The following is a 24,125-nucleotide window of genomic DNA, read 5'->3' as shown; positions in this document are numbered from 1 at the left end:
AAGACCGCTCGATGAAAAGACTCCTGCTGATTTCCAGTGTTCTCATGCTCTGCGCCTGCTCCATTCCGGCAAAGGTGGAGCTGCCGCCCAGCCAGGACCTGGAGGCTGCCCATCGGGCCGGTGATGCCCTGGCCGGCCAACCGTTGCCGCCCCAGCGGATTCGCCCGGGGGACACCCTGCGCATCGTCCGCAACACTGGTGAGGCGCCATCGATCTCGGCATTCACCGCCAACTCGATCTACGAACTGACGCTGTTCACCGTGCTCAACGATGGCACCTTCGCCTACCCCTATGCCGGGCAGGTCAAGGCCGCGGGGCTGACTCCGCAGCAACTGACCCAGGTCCTGGAAAACAAGCTGAAGAACATCTACCAGGACTCGGCACTGACCGTGAACATCAACCAGGCACCGGGCAACACCGTGTTCGTCGGCGGCTCGGTACGCAACCCGGCGTCCCTGCCGGTGACCGTGACCACCACCCTGGAGCAGGCCATAGTCGGCGCCGGGGGCCTCTTGAACGTGGGCGACAGCCGCAATATCGCCCTGCTGCGCGAGGGCGAGGACGGCCGCTACAAGACCTATTTCTTCGACTACCGCAAATTCATGATCGCCGGCAACGCCGGCGCCGCCCCGGTGCTGCTGCAACGCGGCGACGTGGTGTTCGTGCCCAAGTCCAGCGTCGGCAACGGCATCGAGTGGGTGGACGTGTACCTCAACCAGTTGATTCCGTTCACCAAGTCGATCGGCATCGGGGCGAGTTACGAAATCAATCGCCAGTCGGCCAACTGATCGCCAAGGACAGCACTCATGATCAATATCCGTTCCTTTCGCGATCTGCTGCGGTTGTTCTTCATCTTCAAGCGCGAGGTCAAGATCACCGTCCTGGTGACCTTCGTCATCATCCTGCTGGGCGCCTTCCTGCTGCCCAATCGCTTCGAGTCCACCGCCCTGCTGCTGGTCAAGCCGGGGCGCGACACCAGCACCCTGCCGATCGAGATCGCCGATCGCCAGGCTGTGGTGATTCCCAGCGCCCAGCGTGATCCGATCATCGATGAGGAGCGCATCCTCGGCGGCGAGCCCATCGCCCGCAAAGTGGCGGAAAAGTACCTCGACGACCTGTCCCGCCAGCCCCAGCCAAGTGGTGCCCTGGCCACCCTCAAGAACGCAGTGAAAGGCGCGGTGGAAGGCATCGTCGACCTGCTGCGCGGGGCCCTGCAACTGGTGGGCCTGGTGGAGAAGCAGACCCCGGTGGAACGCCTGACCGAACGCATGTTGAAAAGCTTCAGCGTGACCCACGCCGCAGGCTCCTCGGTGATGGAAGTGAGCTTTACCTGGAACGACCCCAAAGTGGCCCAGACAGTGGTCAAGAGCTGGATCGAGCAGTACCAGCAGGAACGCGCGCAAACCCTCGGGCGCAAAAGCCTGTACGCCTTCTATGAAACCGAAAGTGGCGCCACCAACCAGCGCATCCTCGGCTACAAGAAGCAGATCGCCGACTACCTGAACCAACTGGGGGCGGTGAGCATCGAGGAGCGCCTGAACGATATCTCGCGCAACCTCAACAACCTCAAGGGCGAACACCTCAATACCACCCGAGCAGTGGCATCCACTCGCAGCGGCCTGGAGACCATCCAGAAGCAGCTCAACAGCATGAAGAAAGAAATCAGCATCGGCCGCCAGATGAGCCTCAACCCGGACCGCCAGGACCTGCAGCAGCGGATCAACGCCAAGCAGATCGAGCGTCAGGAAATGCTCCGTACCTTCAAGGAAGGCGCCCCTCCGGTCCGCGCCATGGATGCGGCAATCGCCAACCTGCAAGCCTTGCTGAAATCGGAAAGCGGCACTGTGCAACGCAGCGAAAACCTGGCCCCGAACCCGGTCTATACCCGCCTGCAGAACAGCTTCGCCGACCAGCAGGCCAGCCTCAGCCGCCTGCAGACCCAGGCCGCCCAACAGGAAACCCAGTTGCTCAAGCTCGAACAGGAACGGCGCCAGGCGCTGGCCGTGGAACCTGAACTGGCACGCCTGCAACGGGAACTGAGCGCGGCGGAGAAAAGCTTCGCGCTGTACAGCGACAGCACCGAGAAAGCCCGCATCGACCGCGAGCTGGACCAGAGCCAGATCAGCAACATCGCGGTGATCGAAGAAGCCACCTTCAAACCCAGCCGGGTCTTTCCCAAGAGCCTGAGCATGCTGCTCGCCGCCATCCCCCTGAGCCTGGCGGTGGGCCTGCTGGCGCTGTACTTCTTCTATCTGCTGGACCAGCGCATCCATGACGGCGACCAGATCGAGGAGCGCTTCGGGGTCAAGGTCTGGACCAGCCTGCAGGACCTCGACAGCCACCTGCCGCAACGCAACAGCGCCTTCACCGCCAGCCTCTACCGCCTGTACGGCATCCTGCCCCTCAAGCAAGTGGCGCTGCAGGGGCTGGTGATCGGCCTGACCTCGGCACGCCGCGGCGAAGGCGTGAGCTTCGTCACCGCGCACCTGCGCGACCTGCTCCAGGAGCGCGGGCACGTGGTGCGGGTCAATGGCGCCCCCAACGCGGTGCCCGGCGAAATCGTCCTGCTGGAAGCCTCGGGCTTCTTCTCCAACCAGGAAGCCTTCGTCAGCCTGCGCGAGGCCGACCTGATCGCCCTGATCGTCGAAGCCGAAACCACCACGGTGCCCGTGCTGCAAAACGCCCTGTCGATTCTCACCACCGCCTTCAAGCGGGTCGACGGCATCATCATCAACCGCCGGCGCTTCGGCATCCCGGAGAACGTGCTGAACTTCCTGGCGCGGATCAGGAGCCCCCACTGATGCACATTGCCCTGCTGGCACCCATGCCTCCCGAGCAGAACGGCATTGCCGACTACGCCGCGCACCTGCGCGCCGCGCTGGAAGGCCTGGGGCTGAAAGTCAGCACGCCCCTGGCCGGGCTGGGCAACGACCCGCAACGCGCCATCGAGCGGGTGGCGCACAGTGACTGGCAGGGGATCGACCTGGTGCACGCCGAGCTGGGCGGTGGCCGGCTGGCGGAGTTTCATGCCCTCAAGGCGTTGCGCGAGCGTTTCCCCAGCCTGCCGCTGAGCGCCACGGTGCACGACCCCGAACGCCTGGTCTGGCGCCGGGCCAGCCTGCCCTGGCCGCTGTCCCTGGCCACGCGGCTGCCCTCACCGCTGCCACAGATCGCCACGGTACTGACCGACCCCTTGTGCCTGCACGAAGAAAAGCAGCTGGCCCGCAGCCTCACCCGGCTGATCACCCTGACCCACGCCGGCGGCGCCTGCCTGCGCCAGCGCATGGGGTTGCGTGCGGAGCAGATGGTGGTGATCCCCCACGGCAACCTGGCCATTCCCGCCCGGCCGCTGCCGCCGCTGAGCCCGTTGAGGCTGCTGTATTTCGGCTTCATCTACCGCGGCAAGGGCATCGAGGATCTGCTGGATGCACTGGCCATGGCCTTCGCCCAGCAACCGGCAATGCGCGAGCGCATGCGCCTGACCCTGGCCGGGGGCAGTGAACCGGAAATGGCCTTCGGCAGCGCCGGCAGCTACCTCGACCAGTTGCGCCAGCACATCCAGCGCCTGAACCTGCAGGACAGCATCGACTGGCAACTGGACCTGCCGGCCACGGACATTCCCAAGGTGATCCAGGCCCACCACGTGATGGTCCTGCCCTACCGCGAGTCGAGCAAACTCAAGCTCCTGGGCACGCTGCGGGGGACCAGCGGCGCCCTGTCCTGGGCGGTGGCCTGCGGCCGCGGCGCCATCACCTCCGACGCCCGCTCCTTCGCCGAAGAGGTGGCCCAGGACAACGGCGTGATCTTTCCCCAGGGCAACGTCGCCGCCCTGGCCGCCGAACTCAGCCACTTGTGCGCCAGCCCGGAACGGGTGGAGCGCTGGGCCGAGCACGCCGCGGTGATCGGCTCCCGGCGGGTCTGGAGCCATACCGCCGAGCGCTTTGCCCGGGTGTTCAGCGATGCCTGTGGAGGCCCGGCCCATGCCTATGCGACGTAGCTCGGCGATTGCCCTGCTGGTGCTCGCCTGCCTGTCCTGGAACGCCCTGGCGGATACCACCCTGCGCGCGCCGCGAGCGGTGGTGTGGAAGGATTTTCTCGGGGTCAACGCGCAGTTCCAGTACTTCACCCCCGGCGTCTACCAGAAGCAGATGGACCGGCTCGATGCCCTGGGCCTGAGCTGGGTCCGCCTGGCCATTCACTGGGCCATGATCGAACCCAGCGAGAATGACCTGCAGCTGGACACCCTGGACGCCGCGATGAACGCCATGCAGGGCCGCCAGTACCGGGTCCTGGCCTACATGGTGGGTTCGGCGCCCTTCGCCGCCAACGTGCCCAGCGGCTCGCCCCCTTCCGACCAATACCCGCCCAAGGACTTCAACGTCTTCGCCCAGCGCATGAAAATGCTCGCCCAGCGTTATCCCCAGGTGAACACCTGGCAGGTGTGGAACGAACCCAACATCGTCTGGCTGCCCAAGGAAGACCCCGACGCCTACGACCAGTTGCTCACGACCACCACCAGCGCCATTCGCGCGGCGATTCCCGACAAGCCTGTAGCGACCGCGGGCATGGCCTACTACAGCCAGATGCGCAGCACCCCGGGGCTGATGCTCGAAGACCTGCTGCAACAGGGCCTGGGCACGGAAAACCTGATTGCCGCCTACCACCCCTATTCCGAGCTCCCGGAAGGCGACGATGCCGCGGCCCAGGATTTCCTCGTACGCGGCAACTTCCTCAACAACGCGCTGCACAGCCAGGGCGTGCAACAGGTCTGGGCCACCGAGTGGGGCTGGTCGAGCTACACCAGCGGAGCCCGGGAAATGCAGGCGATGATCGGCGTCAACGGCCAGGCCGACTACACCCTGCGCCGCCTGGCCCTGATGGCGGCCATGGACTACCAGCGGATCTTCCTGTTCAACCTCAGCGACCTGGATGCCCGCGCCAGCAACCGCGACCAGTCCTACGGGCTGGTGGACCTGGCCGGCGAACCCAAGCCGGTCTACAACGCCCTCAAGTATTTTCTCGACACCACCGGGCCGAGCCTGGCCCCGGCTGATCCCCCCGGCCTGAGCAACGCCCCGAGCGACTTGTACAGCATCGCCTGGACCCGGCCCGACGGCTCCCACGTCTGGATGTTCTGGAGCGCCAGCGGCGCCAGCCTGCAGGTTCCCGGGCTCAACGCGGCCACGCTGCATGATCCGCTGACCGGCACCCGCACCGAGCTGAGCGGGCAAGCGGGCCTGAGCGTGCCGTTGAAAACCAGCCTGCAACTGTTGGTGTGGTGAGCATGAAAATCCTCTGGACCCTGCCCTACCTGCCCTGGCCCGCCACCAGCGGCGGCAAGACCCGGCAATACCACCTGCTGCGGGCCCTGGCCGCCCGCGGGCACCGCATCACCTTGCTGGTGCAATCGAAAACCCCGTTGGACGACGCCACCCGCGCGGCCCTGGAGCCCTGGCTGGAACGCCTGATCGTGCTGCCGCGGCGGCCGTTGCGCAGCCTCAAGACCCTGTTCTCGGTGCTGTTCGCGCCCTACCCCATGCTGGCCGACGTCAACGGCTTGGCCGTGCCGCTGCAACAGCGTTTTCGCGAGCTGTTGGAGGAACCCTGGGACGTGATCCAGATCGAGCACAGCTACAGCTTCCAGCCCTTCGAACAGCCGCTCAAGCAATTGCAGCGCCCGTTCATCCTCACCGAACACAACGTCGAGTCGGCCCTCGGTGCCGCCAGCTACGACCGCCTGCCGGCCTGGTCGAAACCCTTTACCCGTTACGACCAATGGCGCTACCGGCGCTGGGAACGCCGGGTGTTCCAGCAGGCGGCCCGGGTCATCGCGGTGACCGAACAGGACGCCCTGACCCTGGCCCGGCTGAGTGGCAAACCGGCCGCGGTGGTGGTCAACGGCGTGGACTGCGGGCACTACGCCGCGGTGCAACCGGACCTTGGCAGCCAGCGCCTGCTGTTTATCGGCAACTACGAATACAGCCCCAACCTGGATGCGGTGCAATGGGCCCTGGAAGAGATACTGCCGCGCCTGTGGGCCATCAACCCCGAGGTGCACTTCGCTATCTGCGGCTACGCCCTGCCGGACAGTTTCCGCCAGCGCTGGACCGACCCGCGCATCGAGTGGCAGGGTTTTGTCCCCGACCTGCGGGACCTGCAACGGCGCTCGGCGCTGTTCTTCGCCCCGCTGCGCCAGGGCGGCGGCTCCAAGCTCAAGGTCCTGGAGGCCATGGCCGCCGGCCTGCCGGTAGTCACCACGGCCCAGGGCAGCTCCGGGCTGCAGGTGGAGAACGGCCAGCATTACCTGGGCAGCGAAGACCCCGGGGCCCTGGCGCAGATTCTCGCCCAGGCCCTGGCCGATCCCGAGCGCCTGCAACGCATCGGCGCCGCCGGGCGCGACTACGTGCTGGCCCACCATGACTGGAGCGCCGCGGCGGCCCAGCTGGAAGCGGTCTATCACCAACTCCCCTCTGACAAAGAAGAAGTGTCCGTATGCGCATAGGTCTGGATTACCGCCCCGCCGCGGGCTACAGCAACAGTGGTATCGGCCGGCAGAACCTGGCACTGGAAGACGCCCTGCGCGCCAATCCGCAGGTCAGCCTGCAATTGTTCGGCGTCGCCCCGGAAGACCATCCGCTGCGCCGCCGGGTGCATTGCCCCAGGTGGGGCGCACCACTGCAGGGGGTGCATCGCCTGCCGAACCGGCTGCGCTTCGAGGGCGGTTTTCTGCCCGAGGCCCTGCGTGAGGCCGAGGTGGAGCTGTACATCTGCAACTTCAACATGGGCCTGCCCCTGGGCAGGAAACCTAAGAACCTGCGCTATGTATTGCAACTGCATGACCTGTTCCAACTGACCCTGACCAACAGCCATGGCTCGCGGCTCAAGGAGCGGGTCTATGGCCTCACCGACAAGCTCTCCATCGGCCACTCGGTGAAGCAGGCGGACCGCATCTGGACACCTTCGCAGTACACCGCCGACGAACTGGTGAAGCTCTTTCCCGAGGCCCGGGACAAGGTCCGGGTGCTGCCCAACCTGGTTACCGGTTTCCAGGGCGAACCCGCCGACATCCGCGACCTGCAACTGCCCGAGCGCTACTGGCTGGCGGTGGGCACCCGCGAGCCGCGCAAGAACATTCCCTGGTTCGTCGCTGCCTGGCAGGCCGCACGCCAGCAATCCCCGGATGTACCGGAACTGGTGCTGATCGGCGCACCGGAACACCTGCCCAGCGAGCTGCGCGCCGTGCATGGCCTGCACTTTCTCAGCGACCTCAGCGACAGCCAGTTGCATGGGGTGTACCGCCAGGCCCAGCGCCTGTGGCAGCCCTCCTACGCCGAGGGCTTCGGCCTGCCGGTGATCGAGGCCCTGAGTGTCGGCACTCCGGTGGCGGTGGCCAGCGGCTCGGCCCTGGACGAGATCACCCCGGCGGGCAGCCCGCGCTTCTCGCCCACCGACAGCGCCGCGCTGAGCCAGTTGATGGTGCAACTGGCCAGCGCCCCGCCGGAAGACCCCGCCCCCCTCAAGGCCTGGGCGGCCGGCTACGCCGAGGATGCCTATCGCCAGCGCTTCAATGAATTGCTCGAGGAGCTCAAGTAATGCCCATCGCCCTGCCGCTGGCGCTGATCTTCGGCCTGGTTTTCGGCGTGCTGATCTGGTTGCTGCCAGCGTTCAAGGTGCTGGTGCTGATGGTCGGCATCGCAGCGGCGGTGACCGTGGTCCGCCAGCCCATGCGCGGGCTGCTGCTGTTCGCGGTACTGGCGACCTTCCTGCCCTATTCGACGGTGCAGATCGGCCTGCGCACCACCGTCTCCGAAGCCCTGCTGCTGTTGGTCTGGGCCAGCATCCTGGCCCAGGGGCTGTTCTCCAATCTGCCCCGGCCGCCCAGGCTGCTGCGTACCGAGAAGCTGCTGCTGGCCCTGATGGCCTTCAGTGCCCTGCCCTTCATCATCGGCCAGGTGACGGTGAACGCCGATGGCAATGGCCCGGTGAACTGGGTCCGCTGGTTGCTCAACCTCTCGGCGCTGTTTCTGGTGCGACGCCTGTTGCAGCAAGCCAAGGCCCGGGAGCAACTGGTCTGTGGCCTGTTGCTGGGGACCCTGCTGCTCCTGCTGCTGTCGATCCCGGTGTTTCTGAAGAACGGCAGCGCCACGGCCATGACCCCGATCCTCGAAAAGCTCGGCTACGGCGGCATCGCGGTACTGGGCGACAGCCTCAGCGCCCTGGCCAATCGCATGGGCTCGCCGTGGATGCACCCCAACGTCACTGGCGGCGCCATGGCCCTGCTGCTGCCCCTGGCCTTCTGTTTCGGCCTGACCCGCAGCGGCTGGCAGCGTAAACTCGGCCTGGCGGTGGCCTTGCTGGGGGCCGCCGGGCTGCTGCTCTCCGGTTCTCGCGGAGCCTTGCTCAGCCTGCTGATCGTGCTGATCTGGATGGCCCGCCAGCGGGTGCCCTACACCGGACGCATGCTGATGGGTGGCTTCGTTCTCGGGGCCTTGCTGCTGATGTCCTATCCGCCCTTGCAGGACCGCCTGCTGACCCTGTTCACCTCCAACGATGCCAGCACCAGCGTGCGGGTCGACGAGTACTCGCACTTCCCCGCCGCCATGGCGATGTTCCCCTTCGGCATCGGCTTCAAGGTCGACCCACCCGTGCCCGGCACCGGCCTGTGGGGGATTTCCAACCTGTGGCTGAACTACATCTACAAGATCGGCGTGCCCGGCATGCTGCTGTTCGTCGCGGTGATCTGGAGCTGGTGGCGGGAAACCCGGGTTCCCGGGGTGGCCATCCAGTTGAATCGGGACAACGCCCTCTGGCTGGGCAGCGGGGCCGGCCTCAGCGCCGCACTGATCAGCGGCCTGTTCGACCATTACTTCAGCTTCACCCAGGTGTTGATCGCCCTGTTCTGGCTGCTGCTGGGCCTGAACCTGCATGAAGCCAGACGCCTGCGACTCAAGGCCGGCGCTGCGGCGCCCAGGGTTACTCCAGACTCCCCACCCTCAGGAATCCAGCCATGAAACATCGCCTCTTCCACTCGCAGAACCTGAAACAGGCCTTGCCTGACTATGCGCAGAAAATGGGGGTGAGCCTTGCAGAACTGGAGGCGGCCTATCAGTGGATGCTGGAGAACGATGTCGTGTTCGAGCAACCGCTCAAGGGCAACGTGCTGACCTACATCAGCTACCTGAACATCGAATCGAAGATCGAGCCGCCCCTGCCCCGGCGCTTCTACAAACTGCTGGGCCGCGAACTCAAGGGGGCGCTGATTCCCATGTACGGAATCAACTGGCCGACCCTGCGCGACCGCATGCTTCGGGTCTGGGAGCAGATCTACAACATCCTCATCTGCAAGATCCCCAGCCACACCCTGCGCCTGTTCTGGCTGCGCCTTGGCGGCGCGAAGATCGGCAAGGGCTCCACAGTGTGGCGCAATACCGAGGTGCTGGGTGTCGACAGCCTGCGCATCGGCCAGGACAGTACCGTGGCCTGGCACTGCCAGTTGGACGCCCGGGGCGGGCTGATCATTGGCGACCATGTGACCATCGCCTCCCATGTGCTGATCATCGCCGGTGGCCACGACCTCAAGGAGCCGGAATTCTGGGCGGTAGGCGGGCCGATCTACATCCATGACTACGCCTGGATCGCCAGCCGCGCCCTGCTGTCGTTTGGCGCCGAGATCGGCGAAGGCGCGGTGGTCGGCGGGCAGACCGTGGTGTCCAAGCCGGTACCGCCCTACGCCATCGTCAGCGGGCCGGACGCGGCGATCAAGGGCGAGCGCTGCCGCAACCTCAACTACAAAGTGGGCGGCAAAGGCCTGTTCACTTTGTTCCACTAAGCCCGGCCCATGTTCGGCGCGACGCTGTGGTTGACCCTGGCCACCCTGACCGGGCTGGCCGCCGGCTTTGCCCGGGAATGGCTGCTGGTGGCGGCCTGGGGCGCCGGTGGCCAGAGCGATGGTTTCCTGGTGGCGATGTTCCTGCCCGAGGCCCTGCGCATGGCCCTGGCTGCGGGCCTGCTGAGCGCCGCCGCGCTGCCGCTGTACCAGCAGCGCTCGGCCGGGGAGCAACAGGCCTGGCTCAGTGCCCTGGCCCCCCGCCTGTTGCTGTGTGGGCTGCTGCTGGCGCTGCTGCTGAGCCTCGGCGCGCCGCTATGGGTACGCCTGATCGGCCCCGGCCTGGGCAGCGACGGTTATTCCCTGGCCAGCGGCGGCCTGCACTGGCTGGCCTGGTGCGCGCCGGGGTTCATTCTCCACGGCTTGTTCTGCGTCCCTCTGCAGGCTCGCGCCCGCTTTGTCCTGGCGGGCCTGGGCTCGCTGCTGTTCAACCTGCCGCCAGTGATCTACCTGGCGAGCCTGCACCATGCCGCCACCCCCACCGGGCTGGCCGCGGCCTGTGTGCTCGGCAGCCTGCTGATGCCAACGGTGCTGTTGCCTAGCCTGCTGCACGATGGCTGGCGGCCCTGGCGCATGCAGGCCGCGCCCGGGGCCGGGCGCGAGTTGCTGCAACGCATCGGCCCGCTGCTGAGCAGCAACCTCGCCAGCCAGGGCCTGGCCCTGCTGGAGCGCATGGCGGCCTCATTGCTGGGTGAAGGGGCGGTCACCTGGATCAACCTGGCACGCAAGCTGATCAACCTGCCGCTGATCGCCCTGATGAGCCTCAACCAGGTGCTGCTCGGGCTGATGAGCGGCAGCTCCGGCGAACAGCGCCTGGACCTGCTGCGCAAAGGCCTGAGCAGCGCCACCCTGCTGACCATTCCTGCAGTGGTCGGGCTGATTGGCGCCGCCGCCGCGCTGGTGCACCTGCTGCTGCCCAATCAAGCGGCGGACAGCCCCTTGCCGGAGCTCTTGGCCTGGTTCTCGGTACCGCTGATGTTCGGCGCCTGGAACGCCCTGCTGGCGCGCTACGCCTATGCCGCCGGCGACACCCGCATGCCGCTCAATTGCGAACTGGCCGGCAGCCTGCTCAATGCCCTGCTGCTGGCGGCGCTGCCGTATTTCCTCGGTTTGATCGGCATCGCCCTGGCGGCGATCTGCGGGGTGATCCTCACCGGCCTGCTGCTGATGCGCCGCCAGCAGTTGCTGGGGCTGGTGCCTTGGCGCAGTCATTGGCTGATCGGCCTGGGTGGCATGGCCCTGGCGGCGCTGTTCCTGCATCCGCTGACCTCGATCTGGTGGCAACTGGGCCTGAGCAGCGCCTGCGGCCTGCTGCTGTTGCTGATCCTCGCGGCCTGGCTGCGGCCCTGGCGCCAGAACCTGACCTGAACCGGAGGCTTGGACAATGTCGACACTGCGCGTGGCCTGTGTGATTCCCACCTACAACGGTTGCCAGGACCTGGCGCGGCTGCTGGATTCCCTGGAAATCCAGAGCGCGCCCTTCGATACCCTGATCGTCGACTCCAGCTCCAGCGACGGCACCTACGAGCTGGCGCTGGCACGCTGCGCCAATGTGCTGCGCATCGACAGCCGCGACTTCAACCACGGCGGCACCCGGCAACTGATGGTGGAGCGCAACGCCGATTACGACCTCTATGTGTTCATGACCCAGGATGCCTACCTGGAGGATGCCGAAGGTCTCGCCCGCATCGTCGCGCCCTTCGCCGACCCGCAAGTGGGAGCAGTATGCGGTCGCCAGTTGCCGCACCTCGATGCCAGCCCCCTGGCCAGCCATGCGCGGTTGTTCAACTACCCGCCGACTTCCCAGGTGAAAAGCCTGGCCGATGTGCCGGTACTGGGGATCAAGACCGCCTTCATGTCCAACTCGTTTTCCGCCTACCGGCGCGAAGCGCTGATGCAGGTCGGCGGCTTTCCCAACCACGTGATCCTGTCCGAAGACATGTATGTGGGCGCGAAGATGCTGCTGGCCGGCTGGAAGGTTGCCTATGAAGGCAGCGCCTGCTGCCGCCACTCCCATAACTACAGCCTCAAGGAAGAGTTCCGCCGCTACTTCGACATTGGCGTATTCCATGCCCGGGAACCCTGGATCCGCCAGGCCTTCGGTGGCGCCGGTGGCGAAGGCCTGCGCTACGTCCAGTCCGAACTGCGCTTCCTCGGCCCCGGACGCCTGGGGCAGTGGCCCGGGTCGCTGCTGCGCAACGCGGTGAAGCTCTTCGCCTACAAACTCAGCCAGCAGGAGCGCTACCTGCCCCTGGGCCTGAAAAGAAAGCTCGGCATGTACAAGCGCTATTGGGACAGCCCCTATGCCTGAACCGAGCCCCCAGGCCTAAAGTGAATTTTCTGACCGAAGAAAGAGAATCACCTGAATTGACCCTGCGGGGCCAATCAGTGACTGTGCATGTCAGGCACTGACGCCTCATACAAGGAAGTGCACCGTCATGAAAGACAAGGAGTTTTATCCACAAGCGCGATCACCGCTCAAGCATCTGCAGGGCCAGCCCTGGGTGACCGCCCGCTCCCCCCGGGAGCTCGACCTGCCTCTCTCCTCGCAGCCGCTGCCGCGTCATTGTCGGCACCTGTCGTGGCTCAAGCGCCTGGCCAGGGCGGTACTGGCCGCTGCACTGCTGGCGGGCCTGGTGACCTGGGGTTTGCACAGCCGCTTCGGCCTGTTGCTGCTGTTGCTGCTGCGTTAAACCGCTCGGCGCGGGCCGGTGGCAGCCGGGCCCGCGCTGCCGGGGTCAATCCAGCACTTCACTCAGGGGAATGAAGTTGACCCGATCGCCCTGCACCAGGGTCCGCCCTTCAAGCACCTCCACCAGCCCTTCGGCCCAGGCCGCACTGCGCAACACGCCCGAGCTCTGGTTGCGGTAGATAATCGCCTGCCCGTTCTCCAGGCGCCCCCGCAGGTATTCGCGGCGATTGCCGGGCTGGGGCCAGACAAAACCCGCCGGCACCTGGAAGCTCAGGGGCTGCACCTGCTGTATGCCCTGGCGACGCAACAGGTAGGGGCGCGCCAGCAGGGCGAAGGTCACCAGGGTCGATGCCGGATTGCCGGGCAGGCCGATCACCGGCACACCGCGAAAATGGCCGAAGGTCAGCGGCTTGCCGGGCTTGATCGCCAGCTTCCACAGGGCCAGCTCGCCCTCTTCGCGCAGGGCGATGCCCAGGAAGTCCGCCTCCCCCACCGAGACACCACCGGTGGACAGGATCAGGTCGACCCCCCCCAGTTCCGCCAGGCGCTGGCGGGTCGCGGCCAGATCGTCAGGGAGGATTCCCGCATCCAGCACCTCACAGCCCAGGCGCTGCAACCAACTGCACAGCACCACCCGGTTACTGTTGTAGATCTGGCCCGGCCCAAGGGGCTGGCCAGGTTCCACCAGTTCGTCACCGGTGGACAGCACCGCCACCCGGACCCGGCGCACCACTTCAAGCTCGGCGCAGCCCAGGGAGGCAGCCAGGCCTTGCTCGATCGGCCCCAGGCGAGTGCCAGCCGCGAGCACCTGCTCGCCCACCGTAGTTTCCTGGCCCTGAGGGCGAATGTTCTGACCCAGTTGCAGAGGTTCGCTAAACAGCACGCGCTGATCGTCCTGGACCTGGGCGTTTTCCTGCATCTCGACGCAGTCCGCCCCGGCCGGCACCGGCGCACCGGTGAAAATCCGCGCGCAGGTCCCGGGCTGCAGTGGCTCAGGCGCCTGACCGGCAAAGATCCGCTGACTGACCGGCAGGGGTTCCCCCCGCCAGTCCTCCAGGCGCAGGGCGTAACCGTCCATGGCGCTGTTGGGCCAGGGCGGCAGGTCCAGGCTGGAGATCAGCGCCTCGGCCAGCACCCGGCCCTGAGTCGCCGCCAACGGCAAGCGCTCACGCTCGAGGATGGGGGCCGAACCGGCCATCGCCAACAGGCGCTCCAATGCCTCTTCCACCGGCATCAGGGCGCCCTGCTTGCCCGGCTTACCCGCGGGATTCACAGGGTGCCGCCTGTTTCAGGTGAGGAACGAAATTGCACGGCCGGTGCCGCGAATCCAGCTGTTCGGCGAGGATGCCGTCCCAGCCGGTGCGCACCGCATTGGTGGAACCCGGCAGGCAGCACACCAGGGTCCCATTGGCCAGCCCTGCCAGTGCCCGGGACTGCACAGTGGAGGTGCCGATATCGGCGACCGATATCTGCCGGAACAGTTCGCCAAAGCCGTCGACCTGCTTGTCCAGCAGGCAGGCCACGGCTTCCGGGGTGCTGTCACGGCCAGTGAAGCCGGTACCGCCGGTGATCAGCACCACCTGCACCACGTCGTCGGCAATCCAGGTCGCGACCTGGGCGCGGATCTTGTACAGATCGTCCTTGAGCAGCACCCGTGCCGCCAGACGATGGCCGGCGGCGCCCAGGCGCTCGACAAAGACCTGCCCGGAGGTGTCGGTTTCCAGGGTGCGGGTATCACTGACAGTCAGTACCGCAATGTTCAGCGGCGCAAAAGGTACATCAGCCTTGGCTTTCATAGGCTCGATCCAAAGGTAGGAGAAACAGCCCGTTGTTATATCACAGCGCTCCAGCCTGCCGCCGCTGTGGCCTCGGCAATAGCCCCCAGTGGGTAGACGCTGTTGCGAACTCGGCTAATCTGCCGCGGCGAACGCCTGCGATCTGCCCGGCAACGTGGCAGAATGTCCCTGGCCAAGGAACTTGCAGACGTTGTATACGTCTGAAGACCAGCACTCAAAAGTACTCATTTCGGAGACACACAATGACTCAACGGACCCTCGCCACTCTCATGCTCGCACTGGGCCTGGCCACTCTCGCCGGTTGCGCCTCGCCGACAGTGATCACCTTGAATGACGGTCGCGAAATCCAGGCCGTCGATACCCCTAAATACGACAAGGATTCCGGTTTCTACGAGTTTGAACAGCTGGACGGCAAGCAGACTCGCATCAACAAGGATCAGGTCCGTACCGTCAAAGAGCTGTAAGCCTGACGGTTGTCGACCTGAAAACAATAAAACCCGCCTGGTGCGGGTTTTATTGTTTCTGCGCCTGGGGTATTCACCACTGCAGGCTGATGCGGCTCTCGAACTCGCGTTCCTGCCCGGTCAACGGGTCGATGAAACGCAGCCCCTGGGCCAGCAGCTTCAGCGGCCGGGCATAGTCGTCCTCGATGTCCTTGAGCACCTCAGGATAAAAGGGATCGTTGCAGATCGCCGCTCCTAGGGCATTCATATGCACCCGCAGTTGGTGCTTCTTGCCCGTGACCGGGTACAGGGCGTAACGCCACAGCTCGCCGTGTTTCTCCCTGACCTCGATGGCTGTTTCAGTATTGCTTGGCCCCTGCGTTTCTTGCATGCGGAAGAAGGGCTCACCGTCCACCAGCCGGCTCTTGTGCAGCAGCGGAAAGTTCAACTGCGGCAAGGCAGCGGCAATCGCCTCGTAGCGTTTTTCTATCTTGCGGGTGGGAAACAGCGCCTGATAGGCCGAGCGACTGTCTGGGTTCGCGGAGAACAGCACCAGCCCAGCCGTATGCCGGTCGATACGATGCAGGGGCACTAAGTGCGGGTTGCCCAGGCGCCGGATCAAGCGCCGCAGCAACGTCTGCTCGACGTACTCTCCTGCCGGGGTCACCGGCAGAAAGTGCGGCTTGTCCGCCACCACCAGATGCTCATCGGCGTAGAGGATGGTTTCCTCGACCGGAATCACCTTTTCATCCGGCACCTCGCGAAAGTAGTGAATCCTCAAGCCTTCGCGATAGGCCAGCTCCAGACTGATGGGCTGGCCCTGCCCGTCCAGCACCCGGCCACGGGCGATACGGTCCAGCCACTGTTCGCGGCTGATGGCCTTGAAGTGATCACACAGACAATCCAGCACCGTCGCCCAGGAGCCCGGGGGCAGGTACAGGGTACTGGCCTGATGCTGTGCAGCGGAAAAAGGTGCGGATGACATACAAAAAGCTCGAAGGATCAATGCAGGGCGGCATTATCCAACAGCCGCCACAAGGAACCTAGGAACAGTTTCCGAGGTTTCAGGCGCAGGACTGCTTGGCCTGGGCCGCGGCCTCGGTGAACTCCTTGAGCCAGCGCAATACATCCACCGCCTCCCAGCGGCCCGGATCGTAGAGGGCGTACAACAGCCCCTGGTAACCCACCACGTCCAGTTGCCGGTGGTAGCCCGCACGCTGGAACAAGGCTTCGATCTCGGCAAAGCAGGTGTTGAAGTGCAGCTTGTTGAAAGGCGTCTTGCCTTCGGTGACCAACCCGTCCAGGCGCAGCTCAAGCACCGCTTCACGCACCACATCGGTGGGCATGCTGTTCACGCTGTTTTTCAGTTGTTCGACATTGACCATCATCTATTCCTTTAACGGTTTGAAGCGTCCACCACACTCATCAGGGCTGCTTGCGCCCCACATAACTGACCACCCACAACACCACGCCCCAGATCTCGATCGAGCCCAGGTCATCCAGAACGATGGAGGGGATTGAAGGGCGCGCCGCCTTGAGCAGCAAGCCGCCACGAGGATCGGGCGCCAGCAGGCGCAGCGAGTATTCGCTGGCGCCCTGGGCCCGAACCACCAGGTACTGGTCGACCGCCGGAGTGGCCGAGCGGTCGACGATCAACCGGTCACCGGGGTAGATGCCGAACCCCAGCAGGTTGTCATCGTCCACCAGCAGGCCATGGATCTGCGGCGCGCCCAGGCCCAGGGTCCGGTCGAGGGAAAAACCGCTGCCGCTGGGGCCATCGGCCAACGCGGCAGGCTCGCTGTCACCCAGCGGCGCAAAGCGGGCTGGCATCGGTTGCGAGCGTTCGGTACCGGTCAGGAAAGTGAGAGACATGGCGAGACTCCTCGATAGCTGTATATGCATACAGTAAACCAATCGAGAGCTCTCGCCAATGAATTCGCACGATGAGCGACGGGCGGAAACCCTGCCCCCCCTGGTGCATCAGCGCAGGAAGGCCACCACTTGCTCGGCGTCGAAGGGCCAGCCCAGCTCGGCGCCGGTATCCACCCGGCGCAGTACCGGGATGCGCAGGCCGTAGCTGTCGAACAGTTGCTGGCTGTCGGCGATATCCACCAGTTCGACCATCAGGCCGTGTTCCACCAGGGGCATCAGCTCGGCCTCGGCCAGTTCGCACAGGTGGCATCCAAGGGTGCCGAACAATTGGCATTCAGGGGGCATGACTGGGCAACCAAAAAAGAACAGGTGCCTATTCTAGGCCCGAGAGAAAAAGCCGTCGACCAAGCGCCCTCAGAGAATGAAACGGACCCGGCGACTGGCCATGATCAACAGCGGCGCAACGCCAAAGGCCAGCAGCAGGACCAGCCCGGCCATGCCGTTGCCATAGGCCATGCCCAGGGACAAGGCGCCGAAGATGAACCAGGGATGCACGTAATACACCGCCGAAGACAGCTTGGCCGCGAAGTTGCTCCGGGAGGCCCGGAAGTACACCTGGGGCAACAGGAACAGGGCCGGGGCAATAACCAGCAACGAGGCGAGGAAGTCGAAATTCTGCTCTACATCGGCGCGCAGGGCGAAGTTCAGCGCCGCCTCGGCCAGGATCAGCCCCAACCCCAGCACCAGCCAGCAGCACACCCCGCGCCGGCTGAGCCGCTCTGCCAAGCGATGCCGGGCACAAAGAAAGCCGATGGCCATGAACGGGAAGCCCATGAACAGGAAATTGCGCGCGGTGTAGTCGTTCTGATTGAAGTGCTGGAGAAAGCCGTTGGGCAGTTCGTAGTAGACCCGCGCGTACTGCAGGCCCAGACCGATGAGGAACGCCGTCAGGGCCAGGCCGATCAGCGCACTTGAACGCCAGCGACGCAGCACCAGCAGCATCGCTGCGCCGCCGAGCATGCCCACCAGGTACCAGAGGTGGAAATAGCCGATCAGCAGCTTCTTCACGACCCCCAGCACCCCGCCCAGGCTGGCGATCGTGCTCGGGTCGATGTACTGCGGGCTGTAGACCAGCATCCAGAACAGGTAGAGCAGAAGGCCGCGCTTGAACCACTGGGCGAAGGAATGGCCGCTCTCCAGGGTCTGGAAGAGGTAGTAGCCGTTGATGATGAAGAACGTCGGCACCGCCACCCGGAACAGGCCGTTGCACAGCAAGTAGCCGACCCAGGTGTAATTGCCCCCCAGCAGCTTGCAGTGCAGCGCCACCACCATCACCGCCAGCAGGACTTTCAGCGCGTCGAGGTTTGCGTTGAGCACTTTCGGCATCGATGGCTACCCGAGTAAGCAGGAAGGACCGGACGACTACACCGGATCGTAGTGTTTGCGCCGGGGGGCGGTACTGAACCGGCGCTTGCAGTAGGCCGTGGCACGATCGAGGATCGGCTTTTCATAAAAGTGATAGCCAACCCAGCCATAGCAGACCACCGCCGTCATCATCAGCACGATGAAGGCCAGGTTATCCACATAGCTCTCGGGCCAGGCGCCGATCACCTGCCAGGCCCGGCCGACGACCCCCAGCACCAGTAAGTGGGATAGATAGATGGTGTAAGACATATCACCGGTGGCTGTAAGAAACCCTGGCATACGGATCAGTTGCCGCCGCTCCAGCAAGGCCAGGGACAGGGTCAGGGTACCGAAGGTCAGGCCCACCGCGAGCATCCTCGGCAAGCCCTCGGTGAAGAACAGCTGGTAGGCGTAGATCAGCGGAAACCCCACCAGCAGAGCCGCCGCCAGCGCGACCCAGACCAGCGCCGTCGGCACCCTGGCGCTATGGGGTCCGTAGAAGAACAGCGCCAGGGCACTGCCGGCAATGAACTCCAGGGCGTAGGGATGGAGGATGATCTTAAGCGCCGGGGAATAGTCCTGCCAGTTCTGCAGCAGGTTGAACACCACCAGCGCCACCGCCCACAGCAGCAGGATCAGCGGCAGGCGCTTTTCCTTGAAGAACAGGAACAGGGTGAACATCAGGTAGAACCACAGCTCGAACAGCAGCGACCAGGCCACCATCACCAGCAGCACCCGGTCATTGGGCAGCAGCAGGAAGGACATCCACAGGTTGGAGCCGCCGTGGGAGCTGTTCACCAGCGCCGGCTGCCACAGATACACCCCCAGGGTGATGAAGAAATACAGCCAGTAGGTGGGGTAAATCCGGGACAGGCGGTTGAACAGGAAGCGCTGGGTCTCGACGGTTTTCTGAAAGCGCCCACGACTGACGATGACCATCACGAAGCCGCTGATGACAAAGAACAGGTCGACCCCGAGCTGGAAGAAATTCAGCATGACCGGCAGCAGGATGTCACCGCCCGAATACTTGATTTCCACCGACATCATGTGGAACAGCACCACGCCCAACACCGCGGCGCCCCGCAACCCTTGCAGTGAATACAGACGCTCCATACACCTCTCCGGCACCTCACTGGCAGGGTCCTGTGGATAACCCCGTCACCCGGGCACCGCCTTTATCGACAATTTCTGAGCATAGCGAAGGCTCATGAATATGAGACATTCTCGACAAACAATGACCTGAATCAGCGTCACTCTCTGCGGCCCGGGTAATCCTCGCGCCTTTTTTTGCCTCTAGGCTTTGCCTTGCCCGCCCCCTGTCCGGAGATGCCCGTTGTTTGCCAATCTGCTGATCATTCTTGCCTCCTCGCTGGTGGTGATTGCGTTGTTCCGGCGCCTGAGCCTGCCCCCGGTGCTGGGCTATCTGTCGGTGGGCCTGATGGTCGGCCCCACTGCGCTGGACTGGGTCAACGACAGTGAAGACCTGCCCGACCTGGCGGAACTGGGGGTGGTATTCCTGCTGTTCTCCCTGGGCCTGGAGTTCTCCTTGTCGAAGATGCTTGCCCTGCGCCACGTGGTGTTTGGCCTGGGCAGCCTGCAAGTGCTGTGCACCGGCTTGATCCTCGGGGTCCTCCTGGCCCTGTTCGGCATGCCCCTGACCGCAGCGCTGATGCTCGGTACCGGGCTGGCCCTGTCCTCCACCGCTATCGTCAGCAAGGAACTGACCAGCCTTGGCGAGATCTTCAGCAGCCACGGGCAGAACGCCATTGGCGTGCTGCTGTTCCAGGACGTGGTGGCGGTGCTGTTGCTGACCCTGGTGCCGGTCTTCGCCGGCAGCAGCGAGCACGCCTGGTACTGGGCCCTGCCGGCGACCCTGGGCAAGACCGTGGTGCTGTTCGTCGGCCTGCTGCTGGCCAGCCGCTGGCTGTTGCCGCGGCTGTTCCATGAAGTGGCCGCTTCGCACTCCGCCGAACTCTTTGTGCTGCTGGCCCTGGTGATCGTCCTGCTCACCGCCTGGCTCACCCACCTGCTGGGCCTGTCACCGGCCCTGGGGGCCTTCCTCGCCGGCATGCTGCTGGGGGAAAGCCATTACCGGCATCAGATCGAGGCCGACATCCGCCCGTTCCGCGACATTCTGCTGGGGCTGTTCTTCGTCAGCATCGGCATGCTCATCGACCTGCAACTGTTCATCGACCATGCCCTGCTGATCACCGGCCTGACCCTGGCCCTGCTGCTGATCAAGGGTTCGGTGGTGGCGACCCTGCTCAAGCTGCGCGGCAGCGATGGCGAAACCGCCTGGCGCAGCGGCCTGGCCCTGGCCCAGGGCGGTGAATTCTGCTTCGCCCTGATGGCGCAGATGCAGCTCAGCCAGATGATCCCGCCCGACATCAGCAGCCTGCTGCTGGCCGCCACCTTCTGCTCGATGCTGGTAACCCCGCTGTTGCTGCGAGCGGCGCCGGTCATCACCGCCCGCCTGCACCGCAAGCCCAACCAGGCCGCGCAACTGGAGGAAATCAGCGCGCAGAACGCCGAGCTGCAAGGCCATGTACTGATTTGCGGGTATGGCCGCGTCGGCCAGTCCATTGGCCGCTTCCTGCGCCACGAGCAACTGCGCTACATCGCCCTGGACGATGATCCGGTGCGGGTCCAGGAAGCGTCTGCGGGAGAAAGCTGCGTGCACTACGGCGACTGCCGGCGCGGCGACCTCCTGGCCGCAGTCGGCCTGGAACGGGCGCGGCTGCTGGTGATCGCAGTGGACAAGAGCGATATCGCGCTGACGGTGCTCAAGGCGGCGCGCCGCCTGGACCGCACGGTGCCGATCCTGGTGCGCACCCGCGATGACAGCCAGTTGGCGGAACTCAAGGCCGCCGGCGCCAACGAAGTGGTGCCCGAACTGCTGGAGTCGAGCCTGATGCTCGCCTCCCATGCCCTGATCATGCTCGGCCTGCCGGAGCAGCGAGTGCAGCGCACCGTGGATGAAGTGCGCCACAGCCGCTACCAACTGTTGCACGGCTTCTATCACGGCACCCAGAACAGCGCCCAGGACAACCGCGAACCGCCGACGGTGCAGATGCACGCGGTCAACCTCGACGCCGATGCCCACGCCTGCAACCGGCCATTGCAGGAGTTGGGCCTGGAGGCACTGGGCGTGGATATACGCGGGGTGCAACGCAATGGCAACGACCTGCCGCTGAACCCCAGCCCGCGCCTGCAAGCCGGCGACCGGGTGCTGGTGTCCGGCCCGCAGGCGGCCATCGAGGCTTGCGAAGCACGCCTGCAAGCCGGTTGAAGCCACCCAGACCAAACCCCGGGCGGCGAGCGCCCAGGGTCATCAATAGCAGGGGCGTCGTCTCAGTCCTGGCTCACCGCGCCGATCTTGTGCAGCGACAGGTCGGCGCCGTAGTACTCCTGTTCCTGGGTCAGGCGCAGCCCGCAGACCGCCTTGATCACCCCATACACGGCCAGGCCGCCCAGCAGCGCCACCGCCACCCCGAGGCCGGTGCCGATCAACTGGCTGACCAGGCTGACCCCACCCAGGCCGCCCAGGGCACTCTGGCCAAAGATCCCGCAGGCAATGCCGCCCCATACACCGCACAGGCCATGCAACGGCCAGACCCCGAGCACGTCGTCGATCTTCCATTGACTCTGCGCGGCGATGAAGCACCAGACGAACAGCGCTCCGGCAATGGCGCCGGTGATCAAGGCGCCCACCGGGTGCATCAGGTCCGAGCCGGCGCAGATCGCCACCAGCCCGGCCAGCGGGCCGTTATGCAGGAAGCCGGGGTCGTTGCGGCCGAAGATCAGCGCCGCCACCGTACCGCCCACCATGGCCATCAGCGAGTTCACCGCCACCAGCCCGCTGACGCCCTGCAAGGTCTGGGCGCTCATGACGTTGAAGCCGAACCAGCCGACAATCAGGATCCACGAGCCCAGGGCCAGGAACGGAATGCTCGACGGCGCGAACGCCACCAGCTTGCCGTCGCGGTAGCGGCCATTGCGCGGCCCCAGCAACAGCACCGCGGCCAGGGCCAGCCAGCCTCCCATGGCGTGCACCACCACCGAGCCGGCAAAGTCATGGAAGCCGGCACCAAAGCGCTGCTGCAACCAGGCCTGCACCCCGAAGTTGCCGTTCCACACCAGCCCTTCGAAAAACGGGTAGACAAAGGCCACGATCAGCACCGTGGCGCACAATTGCGGCACAAAACGCGCGCGCTCGGCGATGCCACCGGAGATAATCGCCGGGATCGCCGCGGCGAAGGTCAGCAGGAAGAAGAACTTCACCAGGCCGTAGCCGTGATCGGCACTGATCACCGCCGCCGGTTGCAGGAAGCTCACGCCGTAGGAGATCCAATAGCCTATAAAGAAATAGGCCAGGGTCGAGACGGCGAAGTCACTGAGGATCTTCGACAGCGCATTGACCTGGTTCTTCTGCCGGACGGTGCCGACTTCGAGGAAGGCAAAGCCGGCGTGCATGGCCAGGACCATGACCGCCCCGATCAGGATGAACAGGGTGTTGGAACCGTGGACCAGGGTGTCCACAGCGCTTTGCAGATTTTCCATGGAGTAGGCAGATCCGAAATCGGCCAGCCGTTCCCTGGCAGGGCGCCCCGCTCCTTGCACCAAGTTGGCTCCCGGGCGCGCCATTGCACGCATTCGGTGAACCGTTTTGGCGCGCCGGGGGCGGCACGACAAACCACGGGGTGAGGACTGACCTGAGGTTATGGTTTTCTTGGCCAGGGTTTACGCGGGCTACAGCGCGACCCTCGCTCGTTTTCGGCGCAGGCCCGGGGCCTGGCGCACCAGGACAAAGCAAAAGCTGTACCAGACAATTGCAGTGAACCTTCGCCCAGGGCTCACACTCATAGCTCACACAAGCAACTAACGGAGATGGAACCATGGCCAGCAAAACGGCAAAGACGGCTCAAGAAGTACTGATGGCGGATTTTCAGGCACTGGTCAGTGACACGGAGCGTCTGCTGGAACACACCGCGACCCTGGCCGGCGACCAGGCCGACGAGTTGCGCGAGCAGATCCACGACAGCCTGCTCAAGGCCCGGGAGACCCTGCAACTGACCGAAGACTCCCTGCGCCAGCGGGGCCAGGCAGCGGTCACCGCCGCCGAGGACTATGTGCAGAGCAACCCTTGGCAATCGGTGGGCATCGCCGCCGGCGTGGGCTTCCTGATCGGCCTCCTGGCGACGCGGCGCTGATATGGCTATCGGCGAATCCACTTCGTCCGGCAGCGGCCCGAGCGCGTCTTCGCGGCGCCTGGGGGCGGCAGTCCTGGGGCTGCTGCACAGCCATGTCGAGCTGTTCGGCATCGAGTTGCAGGAGCAGAAAGCACGCACCGTGAGCCTGCTGCTGTTCGCCGGGCTGGCCCTGGTGTTCGCCCTGCTGTTGCTGGTGGGGCTGTCGGCACTGGTGCTGATCCTGTTGTGGGACAGCTATCGCCTGGCTGGAATCATCGGCCTGTGCGTGTTCTACACCCTGGCGGCGATCTTCTGCGGATTGCGCCTCAAGGCAGCGATCTTCGATGAATCCTCACCTTTCCACGCCACCCTCGAAGAGTTGGCCAATGATCGGGAGCGCCTCCTGCCATGAAACTGCCTGAAGTCCCGCAGAACACTTCACGCCGGGAAATGCGCAAGGTACTGATCCGCCTGCGCATGGAAATGCACCGCCAGGAAATCCGTCACGAGTCCCAGCAACTGCTGCAACCCCTGCAACGGGTCCGCGGCCTGGGGCAGAGCTGGCAGGAAGGCTTGGGCATCAAGCACGCCCCGCTCTGGGGCGTGGCAGTGGTGACGCTCCTGGGCTTCATCACCGGCAAGGGTGCCAAGAGCGGCGGCGCCGGCGGCCTCACACGCCTGGTTCGCCTGGGCACCACGCTGGTGCCGCTGATCAAGCTGGTGATGCAAGGCTCCTCGCGCAAATCCTGAGCGGCGCTATCTGGCTGCATTCTTGCTAAGCAACCCGGATCGGCCCCTTTACCCAGGGGCCGGTTCGTGGCCGCCTACCCGTCAGCCACGGCC

Annotated in this window: 25 protein-coding genes; 16 read left to right on the top strand and 9 right to left on the bottom strand. The window is 65.0% G+C overall.

Features of this window, described 5'->3' with window-relative positions; translation table 11 throughout:
* The first annotated feature begins 11 nt into the window (after positions 1 to 11).
* From ACUXVH_RS21475 to ACUXVH_RS21425, 11 genes are all read left to right on the top strand, one after another.
* Complete coding sequence (locus tag ACUXVH_RS21475; protein WP_015636504.1) at positions 12 to 788, top strand: polysaccharide biosynthesis/export family protein; 777 nt, start codon at positions 12 to 14, stop codon at positions 786 to 788.
* 18 nt (positions 789 to 806) lie between these two features.
* A complete protein-coding gene (locus ACUXVH_RS21470) occupies positions 807 to 2,801 on the top strand; it encodes a lipopolysaccharide biosynthesis protein (RefSeq protein ID WP_072442890.1) in 1,995 nt (664 codons plus the stop codon).
* On the top strand, positions 2,801 to 3,997 hold the full coding sequence (locus ACUXVH_RS21465) for a glycosyltransferase (protein ID WP_011062487.1): 1,197 nt from the start codon (positions 2,801 to 2,803) through the stop codon (positions 3,995 to 3,997). Before ACUXVH_RS21470 ends, ACUXVH_RS21465 begins: the two co-directional genes overlap by 1 nt.
* Positions 3,987 to 5,282, top strand: coding sequence for a cellulase family glycosylhydrolase (locus ACUXVH_RS21460; protein ID WP_065365491.1), 1,296 nt, complete (start codon positions 3,987 to 3,989; stop codon positions 5,280 to 5,282). The genes ACUXVH_RS21465 and ACUXVH_RS21460 overlap by 11 nt, the downstream gene beginning before the upstream one ends.
* Before the next feature lie 2 nt (positions 5,283 to 5,284).
* Positions 5,285 to 6,502 carry a glycosyltransferase family 4 protein gene (locus ACUXVH_RS21455; RefSeq protein ID WP_103408132.1) on the top strand — a complete coding sequence of 406 codons (1,218 nt, stop codon included), beginning with the start codon at positions 5,285 to 5,287 and terminating at the stop codon, positions 6,500 to 6,502.
* Entirely contained in the window at positions 6,493 to 7,593 is a 1,101-nt protein-coding gene (locus ACUXVH_RS21450) for a glycosyltransferase family 4 protein (protein ID WP_445495849.1), read from the top strand. The genes ACUXVH_RS21455 and ACUXVH_RS21450 overlap by 10 nt, the downstream gene beginning before the upstream one ends.
* Positions 7,593 to 9,011, top strand: a complete 1,419-nt coding sequence (locus ACUXVH_RS21445) for an O-antigen ligase family protein (RefSeq protein WP_445495847.1) — start codon at positions 7,593 to 7,595, stop codon at positions 9,009 to 9,011. The genes ACUXVH_RS21450 and ACUXVH_RS21445 overlap by 1 nt, the downstream gene beginning before the upstream one ends.
* Positions 9,008 to 9,829 (top strand): acyltransferase, encoded by an 822-nt coding sequence (locus tag ACUXVH_RS21440; protein WP_015636510.1) that lies wholly within the window; start codon positions 9,008 to 9,010, stop codon positions 9,827 to 9,829. The genes ACUXVH_RS21445 and ACUXVH_RS21440 overlap by 4 nt, the downstream gene beginning before the upstream one ends.
* Positions 9,830 to 9,838: 9 nt before the next feature.
* Positions 9,839 to 11,254 (top strand): lipid II flippase MurJ, encoded by a 1,416-nt coding sequence (locus ACUXVH_RS21435; protein ID WP_445495844.1) that lies wholly within the window; start codon positions 9,839 to 9,841, stop codon positions 11,252 to 11,254.
* A gap of 16 nt (positions 11,255 to 11,270) precedes the next feature.
* Positions 11,271 to 12,197 (top strand): glycosyltransferase, encoded by a 927-nt coding sequence (locus ACUXVH_RS21430; protein WP_065365488.1) that lies wholly within the window; start codon positions 11,271 to 11,273, stop codon positions 12,195 to 12,197.
* 127 nt (positions 12,198 to 12,324) lie between these two features.
* Positions 12,325 to 12,579 (top strand): hypothetical protein, encoded by a 255-nt coding sequence (locus ACUXVH_RS21425; protein WP_041119363.1) that lies wholly within the window; start codon positions 12,325 to 12,327, stop codon positions 12,577 to 12,579.
* 45 nt (positions 12,580 to 12,624) lie between these two features.
* Here ACUXVH_RS21425 and ACUXVH_RS21420 read toward each other — a convergent pair whose 3' ends face one another.
* Entirely contained in the window at positions 12,625 to 13,851 is a 1,227-nt protein-coding gene (locus tag ACUXVH_RS21420) for a molybdopterin molybdotransferase MoeA (RefSeq protein ID WP_065365487.1), read from the bottom strand.
* The gene (moaB, locus tag ACUXVH_RS21415; protein ID WP_015636514.1) at positions 13,835 to 14,374 is read right to left on the bottom strand and encodes a molybdenum cofactor biosynthesis protein B; all 540 of its coding nucleotides are present in this window, start codon (positions 14,372 to 14,374) and stop codon (positions 13,835 to 13,837) included. The genes ACUXVH_RS21420 and moaB overlap by 17 nt, the downstream gene beginning before the upstream one ends.
* A gap of 242 nt (positions 14,375 to 14,616) precedes the next feature.
* On the opposite strand from moaB, the gene ACUXVH_RS21410 reads away from it, so the two are divergent.
* Positions 14,617 to 14,838, top strand: coding sequence for a YgdI/YgdR family lipoprotein (locus ACUXVH_RS21410; protein WP_015636515.1), 222 nt, complete (start codon positions 14,617 to 14,619; stop codon positions 14,836 to 14,838).
* A gap of 73 nt (positions 14,839 to 14,911) precedes the next feature.
* Here ACUXVH_RS21410 and ACUXVH_RS21405 read toward each other — a convergent pair whose 3' ends face one another.
* The 6 genes from ACUXVH_RS21405 to ACUXVH_RS21380 all read right to left on the bottom strand — a co-directional run bounded on the left by ACUXVH_RS21405 (position 14,912) and on the right by ACUXVH_RS21380 (position 19,206).
* Positions 14,912 to 15,802 (bottom strand): pseudouridine synthase, encoded by an 891-nt coding sequence (locus ACUXVH_RS21405; RefSeq protein ID WP_065365486.1) that lies wholly within the window; start codon positions 15,800 to 15,802, stop codon positions 14,912 to 14,914.
* A gap of 79 nt (positions 15,803 to 15,881) precedes the next feature.
* Positions 15,882 to 16,202: a hypothetical protein gene (locus tag ACUXVH_RS21400; RefSeq protein ID WP_011062499.1), complete on the bottom strand. Its 321-nt coding sequence runs from the start codon at positions 16,200 to 16,202 to the stop codon at positions 15,882 to 15,884.
* Between the two features lie 40 nt (positions 16,203 to 16,242).
* Positions 16,243 to 16,689 (bottom strand): S24 family peptidase, encoded by a 447-nt coding sequence (locus tag ACUXVH_RS21395; RefSeq protein ID WP_011062500.1) that lies wholly within the window; start codon positions 16,687 to 16,689, stop codon positions 16,243 to 16,245.
* 108 nt (positions 16,690 to 16,797) lie between these two features.
* Entirely contained in the window at positions 16,798 to 17,034 is a 237-nt protein-coding gene (locus ACUXVH_RS21390) for a glutaredoxin family protein (protein ID WP_011062501.1), read from the bottom strand.
* A 69-nt stretch (positions 17,035 to 17,103) separates the two neighbouring features.
* Positions 17,104 to 18,075, bottom strand: coding sequence for an acyltransferase family protein (locus tag ACUXVH_RS21385; RefSeq protein ID WP_053153057.1), 972 nt, complete (start codon positions 18,073 to 18,075; stop codon positions 17,104 to 17,106).
* Positions 18,076 to 18,111: 36 nt separating this feature from the next.
* The gene (locus ACUXVH_RS21380; RefSeq protein ID WP_041119367.1) at positions 18,112 to 19,206 is read right to left on the bottom strand and encodes an acyltransferase family protein; all 1,095 of its coding nucleotides are present in this window, start codon (positions 19,204 to 19,206) and stop codon (positions 18,112 to 18,114) included.
* 220 nt (positions 19,207 to 19,426) lie between these two features.
* On the opposite strand from ACUXVH_RS21380, the gene ACUXVH_RS21375 reads away from it, so the two are divergent.
* Positions 19,427 to 21,382, top strand: coding sequence for a monovalent cation:proton antiporter-2 (CPA2) family protein (locus ACUXVH_RS21375; RefSeq protein WP_445495838.1), 1,956 nt, complete (start codon positions 19,427 to 19,429; stop codon positions 21,380 to 21,382).
* A gap of 62 nt (positions 21,383 to 21,444) precedes the next feature.
* Here the strand turns inward: ACUXVH_RS21375 and ACUXVH_RS21370 are convergent, their stop codons facing one another.
* Positions 21,445 to 22,653, bottom strand: coding sequence for an ammonium transporter (locus ACUXVH_RS21370; protein WP_445495836.1), 1,209 nt, complete (start codon positions 22,651 to 22,653; stop codon positions 21,445 to 21,447).
* A gap of 335 nt (positions 22,654 to 22,988) precedes the next feature.
* Here ACUXVH_RS21370 and ACUXVH_RS21365 point away from each other — a divergent pair, with 335 nt between their 5' ends.
* The 3 genes from ACUXVH_RS21365 to ACUXVH_RS21355 are packed head-to-tail and all read left to right on the top strand — an operon-like array spanning position 22,989 to position 24,032.
* Complete coding sequence (locus ACUXVH_RS21365; RefSeq protein ID WP_011062506.1) at positions 22,989 to 23,303, top strand: DUF883 family protein; 315 nt, start codon at positions 22,989 to 22,991, stop codon at positions 23,301 to 23,303.
* Position 23,304: 1 nt separating this feature from the next.
* On the top strand, positions 23,305 to 23,694 hold the full coding sequence (locus ACUXVH_RS21360; protein ID WP_011062507.1) for a phage holin family protein: 390 nt from the start codon (positions 23,305 to 23,307) through the stop codon (positions 23,692 to 23,694).
* On the top strand, positions 23,691 to 24,032 hold the full coding sequence (locus ACUXVH_RS21355; protein ID WP_011062508.1) for a hypothetical protein: 342 nt from the start codon (positions 23,691 to 23,693) through the stop codon (positions 24,030 to 24,032). The genes ACUXVH_RS21360 and ACUXVH_RS21355 overlap by 4 nt, the downstream gene beginning before the upstream one ends.
* The last annotated feature ends 93 nt before the right edge of the window (positions 24,033 to 24,125 follow it).

This window comes from Pseudomonas sp. 8(2025), from assembly GCF_052665325.1.
Note: the sequence above shows the minus strand (reverse complement) of the source record. Positions and strands in the feature narration are given on the sequence as shown.

Bases quoted from the DNA above. Each gene is read 5' to 3' on its own strand.
- ACUXVH_RS21475 (WP_015636504.1), top strand. From the start codon at position 12: ATGAAAAGACTCCTGCTGATTTCCAGTGTTCTCATGCTCTGCGCCTGC.
- ACUXVH_RS21470 (WP_072442890.1), top strand. From the start codon at position 807: ATGATCAATATCCGTTCCTTTCGCGATCTGCTGCGGTTGTTCTTCATC.
- ACUXVH_RS21465 (WP_011062487.1), top strand. From the start codon at position 2,801: ATGCACATTGCCCTGCTGGCACCCATGCCTCCCGAGCAGAACGGCATT.
- ACUXVH_RS21460 (WP_065365491.1), top strand. From the start codon at position 3,987: ATGCGACGTAGCTCGGCGATTGCCCTGCTGGTGCTCGCCTGCCTGTCC.
- ACUXVH_RS21455 (WP_103408132.1), top strand. From the start codon at position 5,285: ATGAAAATCCTCTGGACCCTGCCCTACCTGCCCTGGCCCGCCACCAGC.
- ACUXVH_RS21450 (WP_445495849.1), top strand. From the start codon at position 6,493: ATGCGCATAGGTCTGGATTACCGCCCCGCCGCGGGCTACAGCAACAGT.
- ACUXVH_RS21445 (WP_445495847.1), top strand. From the start codon at position 7,593: ATGCCCATCGCCCTGCCGCTGGCGCTGATCTTCGGCCTGGTTTTCGGC.
- ACUXVH_RS21440 (WP_015636510.1), top strand. From the start codon at position 9,008: ATGAAACATCGCCTCTTCCACTCGCAGAACCTGAAACAGGCCTTGCCT.
- ACUXVH_RS21435 (WP_445495844.1), top strand. From the start codon at position 9,839: ATGTTCGGCGCGACGCTGTGGTTGACCCTGGCCACCCTGACCGGGCTG.
- ACUXVH_RS21430 (WP_065365488.1), top strand. From the start codon at position 11,271: ATGTCGACACTGCGCGTGGCCTGTGTGATTCCCACCTACAACGGTTGC.
- ACUXVH_RS21425 (WP_041119363.1), top strand. From the start codon at position 12,325: ATGAAAGACAAGGAGTTTTATCCACAAGCGCGATCACCGCTCAAGCAT.
- moaB (WP_015636514.1), bottom strand. From the start codon at position 14,374: ATGAAAGCCAAGGCTGATGTACCTTTTGCGCCGCTGAACATTGCGGTA.
- ACUXVH_RS21410 (WP_015636515.1), top strand. From the start codon at position 14,617: ATGACTCAACGGACCCTCGCCACTCTCATGCTCGCACTGGGCCTGGCC.
- ACUXVH_RS21405 (WP_065365486.1), bottom strand. From the start codon at position 15,802: ATGTCATCCGCACCTTTTTCCGCTGCACAGCATCAGGCCAGTACCCTG.
- ACUXVH_RS21400 (WP_011062499.1), bottom strand. From the start codon at position 16,202: ATGGTCAATGTCGAACAACTGAAAAACAGCGTGAACAGCATGCCCACC.
- ACUXVH_RS21395 (WP_011062500.1), bottom strand. From the start codon at position 16,689: ATGTCTCTCACTTTCCTGACCGGTACCGAACGCTCGCAACCGATGCCA.
- ACUXVH_RS21390 (WP_011062501.1), bottom strand. From the start codon at position 17,034: ATGCCCCCTGAATGCCAATTGTTCGGCACCCTTGGATGCCACCTGTGC.
- ACUXVH_RS21385 (WP_053153057.1), bottom strand. From the start codon at position 18,075: ATGCCGAAAGTGCTCAACGCAAACCTCGACGCGCTGAAAGTCCTGCTG.
- ACUXVH_RS21380 (WP_041119367.1), bottom strand. From the start codon at position 19,206: ATGGAGCGTCTGTATTCACTGCAAGGGTTGCGGGGCGCCGCGGTGTTG.
- ACUXVH_RS21370 (WP_445495836.1), bottom strand. From the start codon at position 22,653: ATGGAAAATCTGCAAAGCGCTGTGGACACCCTGGTCCACGGTTCCAAC.
- ACUXVH_RS21365 (WP_011062506.1), top strand. From the start codon at position 22,989: ATGGCCAGCAAAACGGCAAAGACGGCTCAAGAAGTACTGATGGCGGAT.
- ACUXVH_RS21360 (WP_011062507.1), top strand. From the start codon at position 23,305: ATGGCTATCGGCGAATCCACTTCGTCCGGCAGCGGCCCGAGCGCGTCT.
- ACUXVH_RS21355 (WP_011062508.1), top strand. From the start codon at position 23,691: ATGAAACTGCCTGAAGTCCCGCAGAACACTTCACGCCGGGAAATGCGC.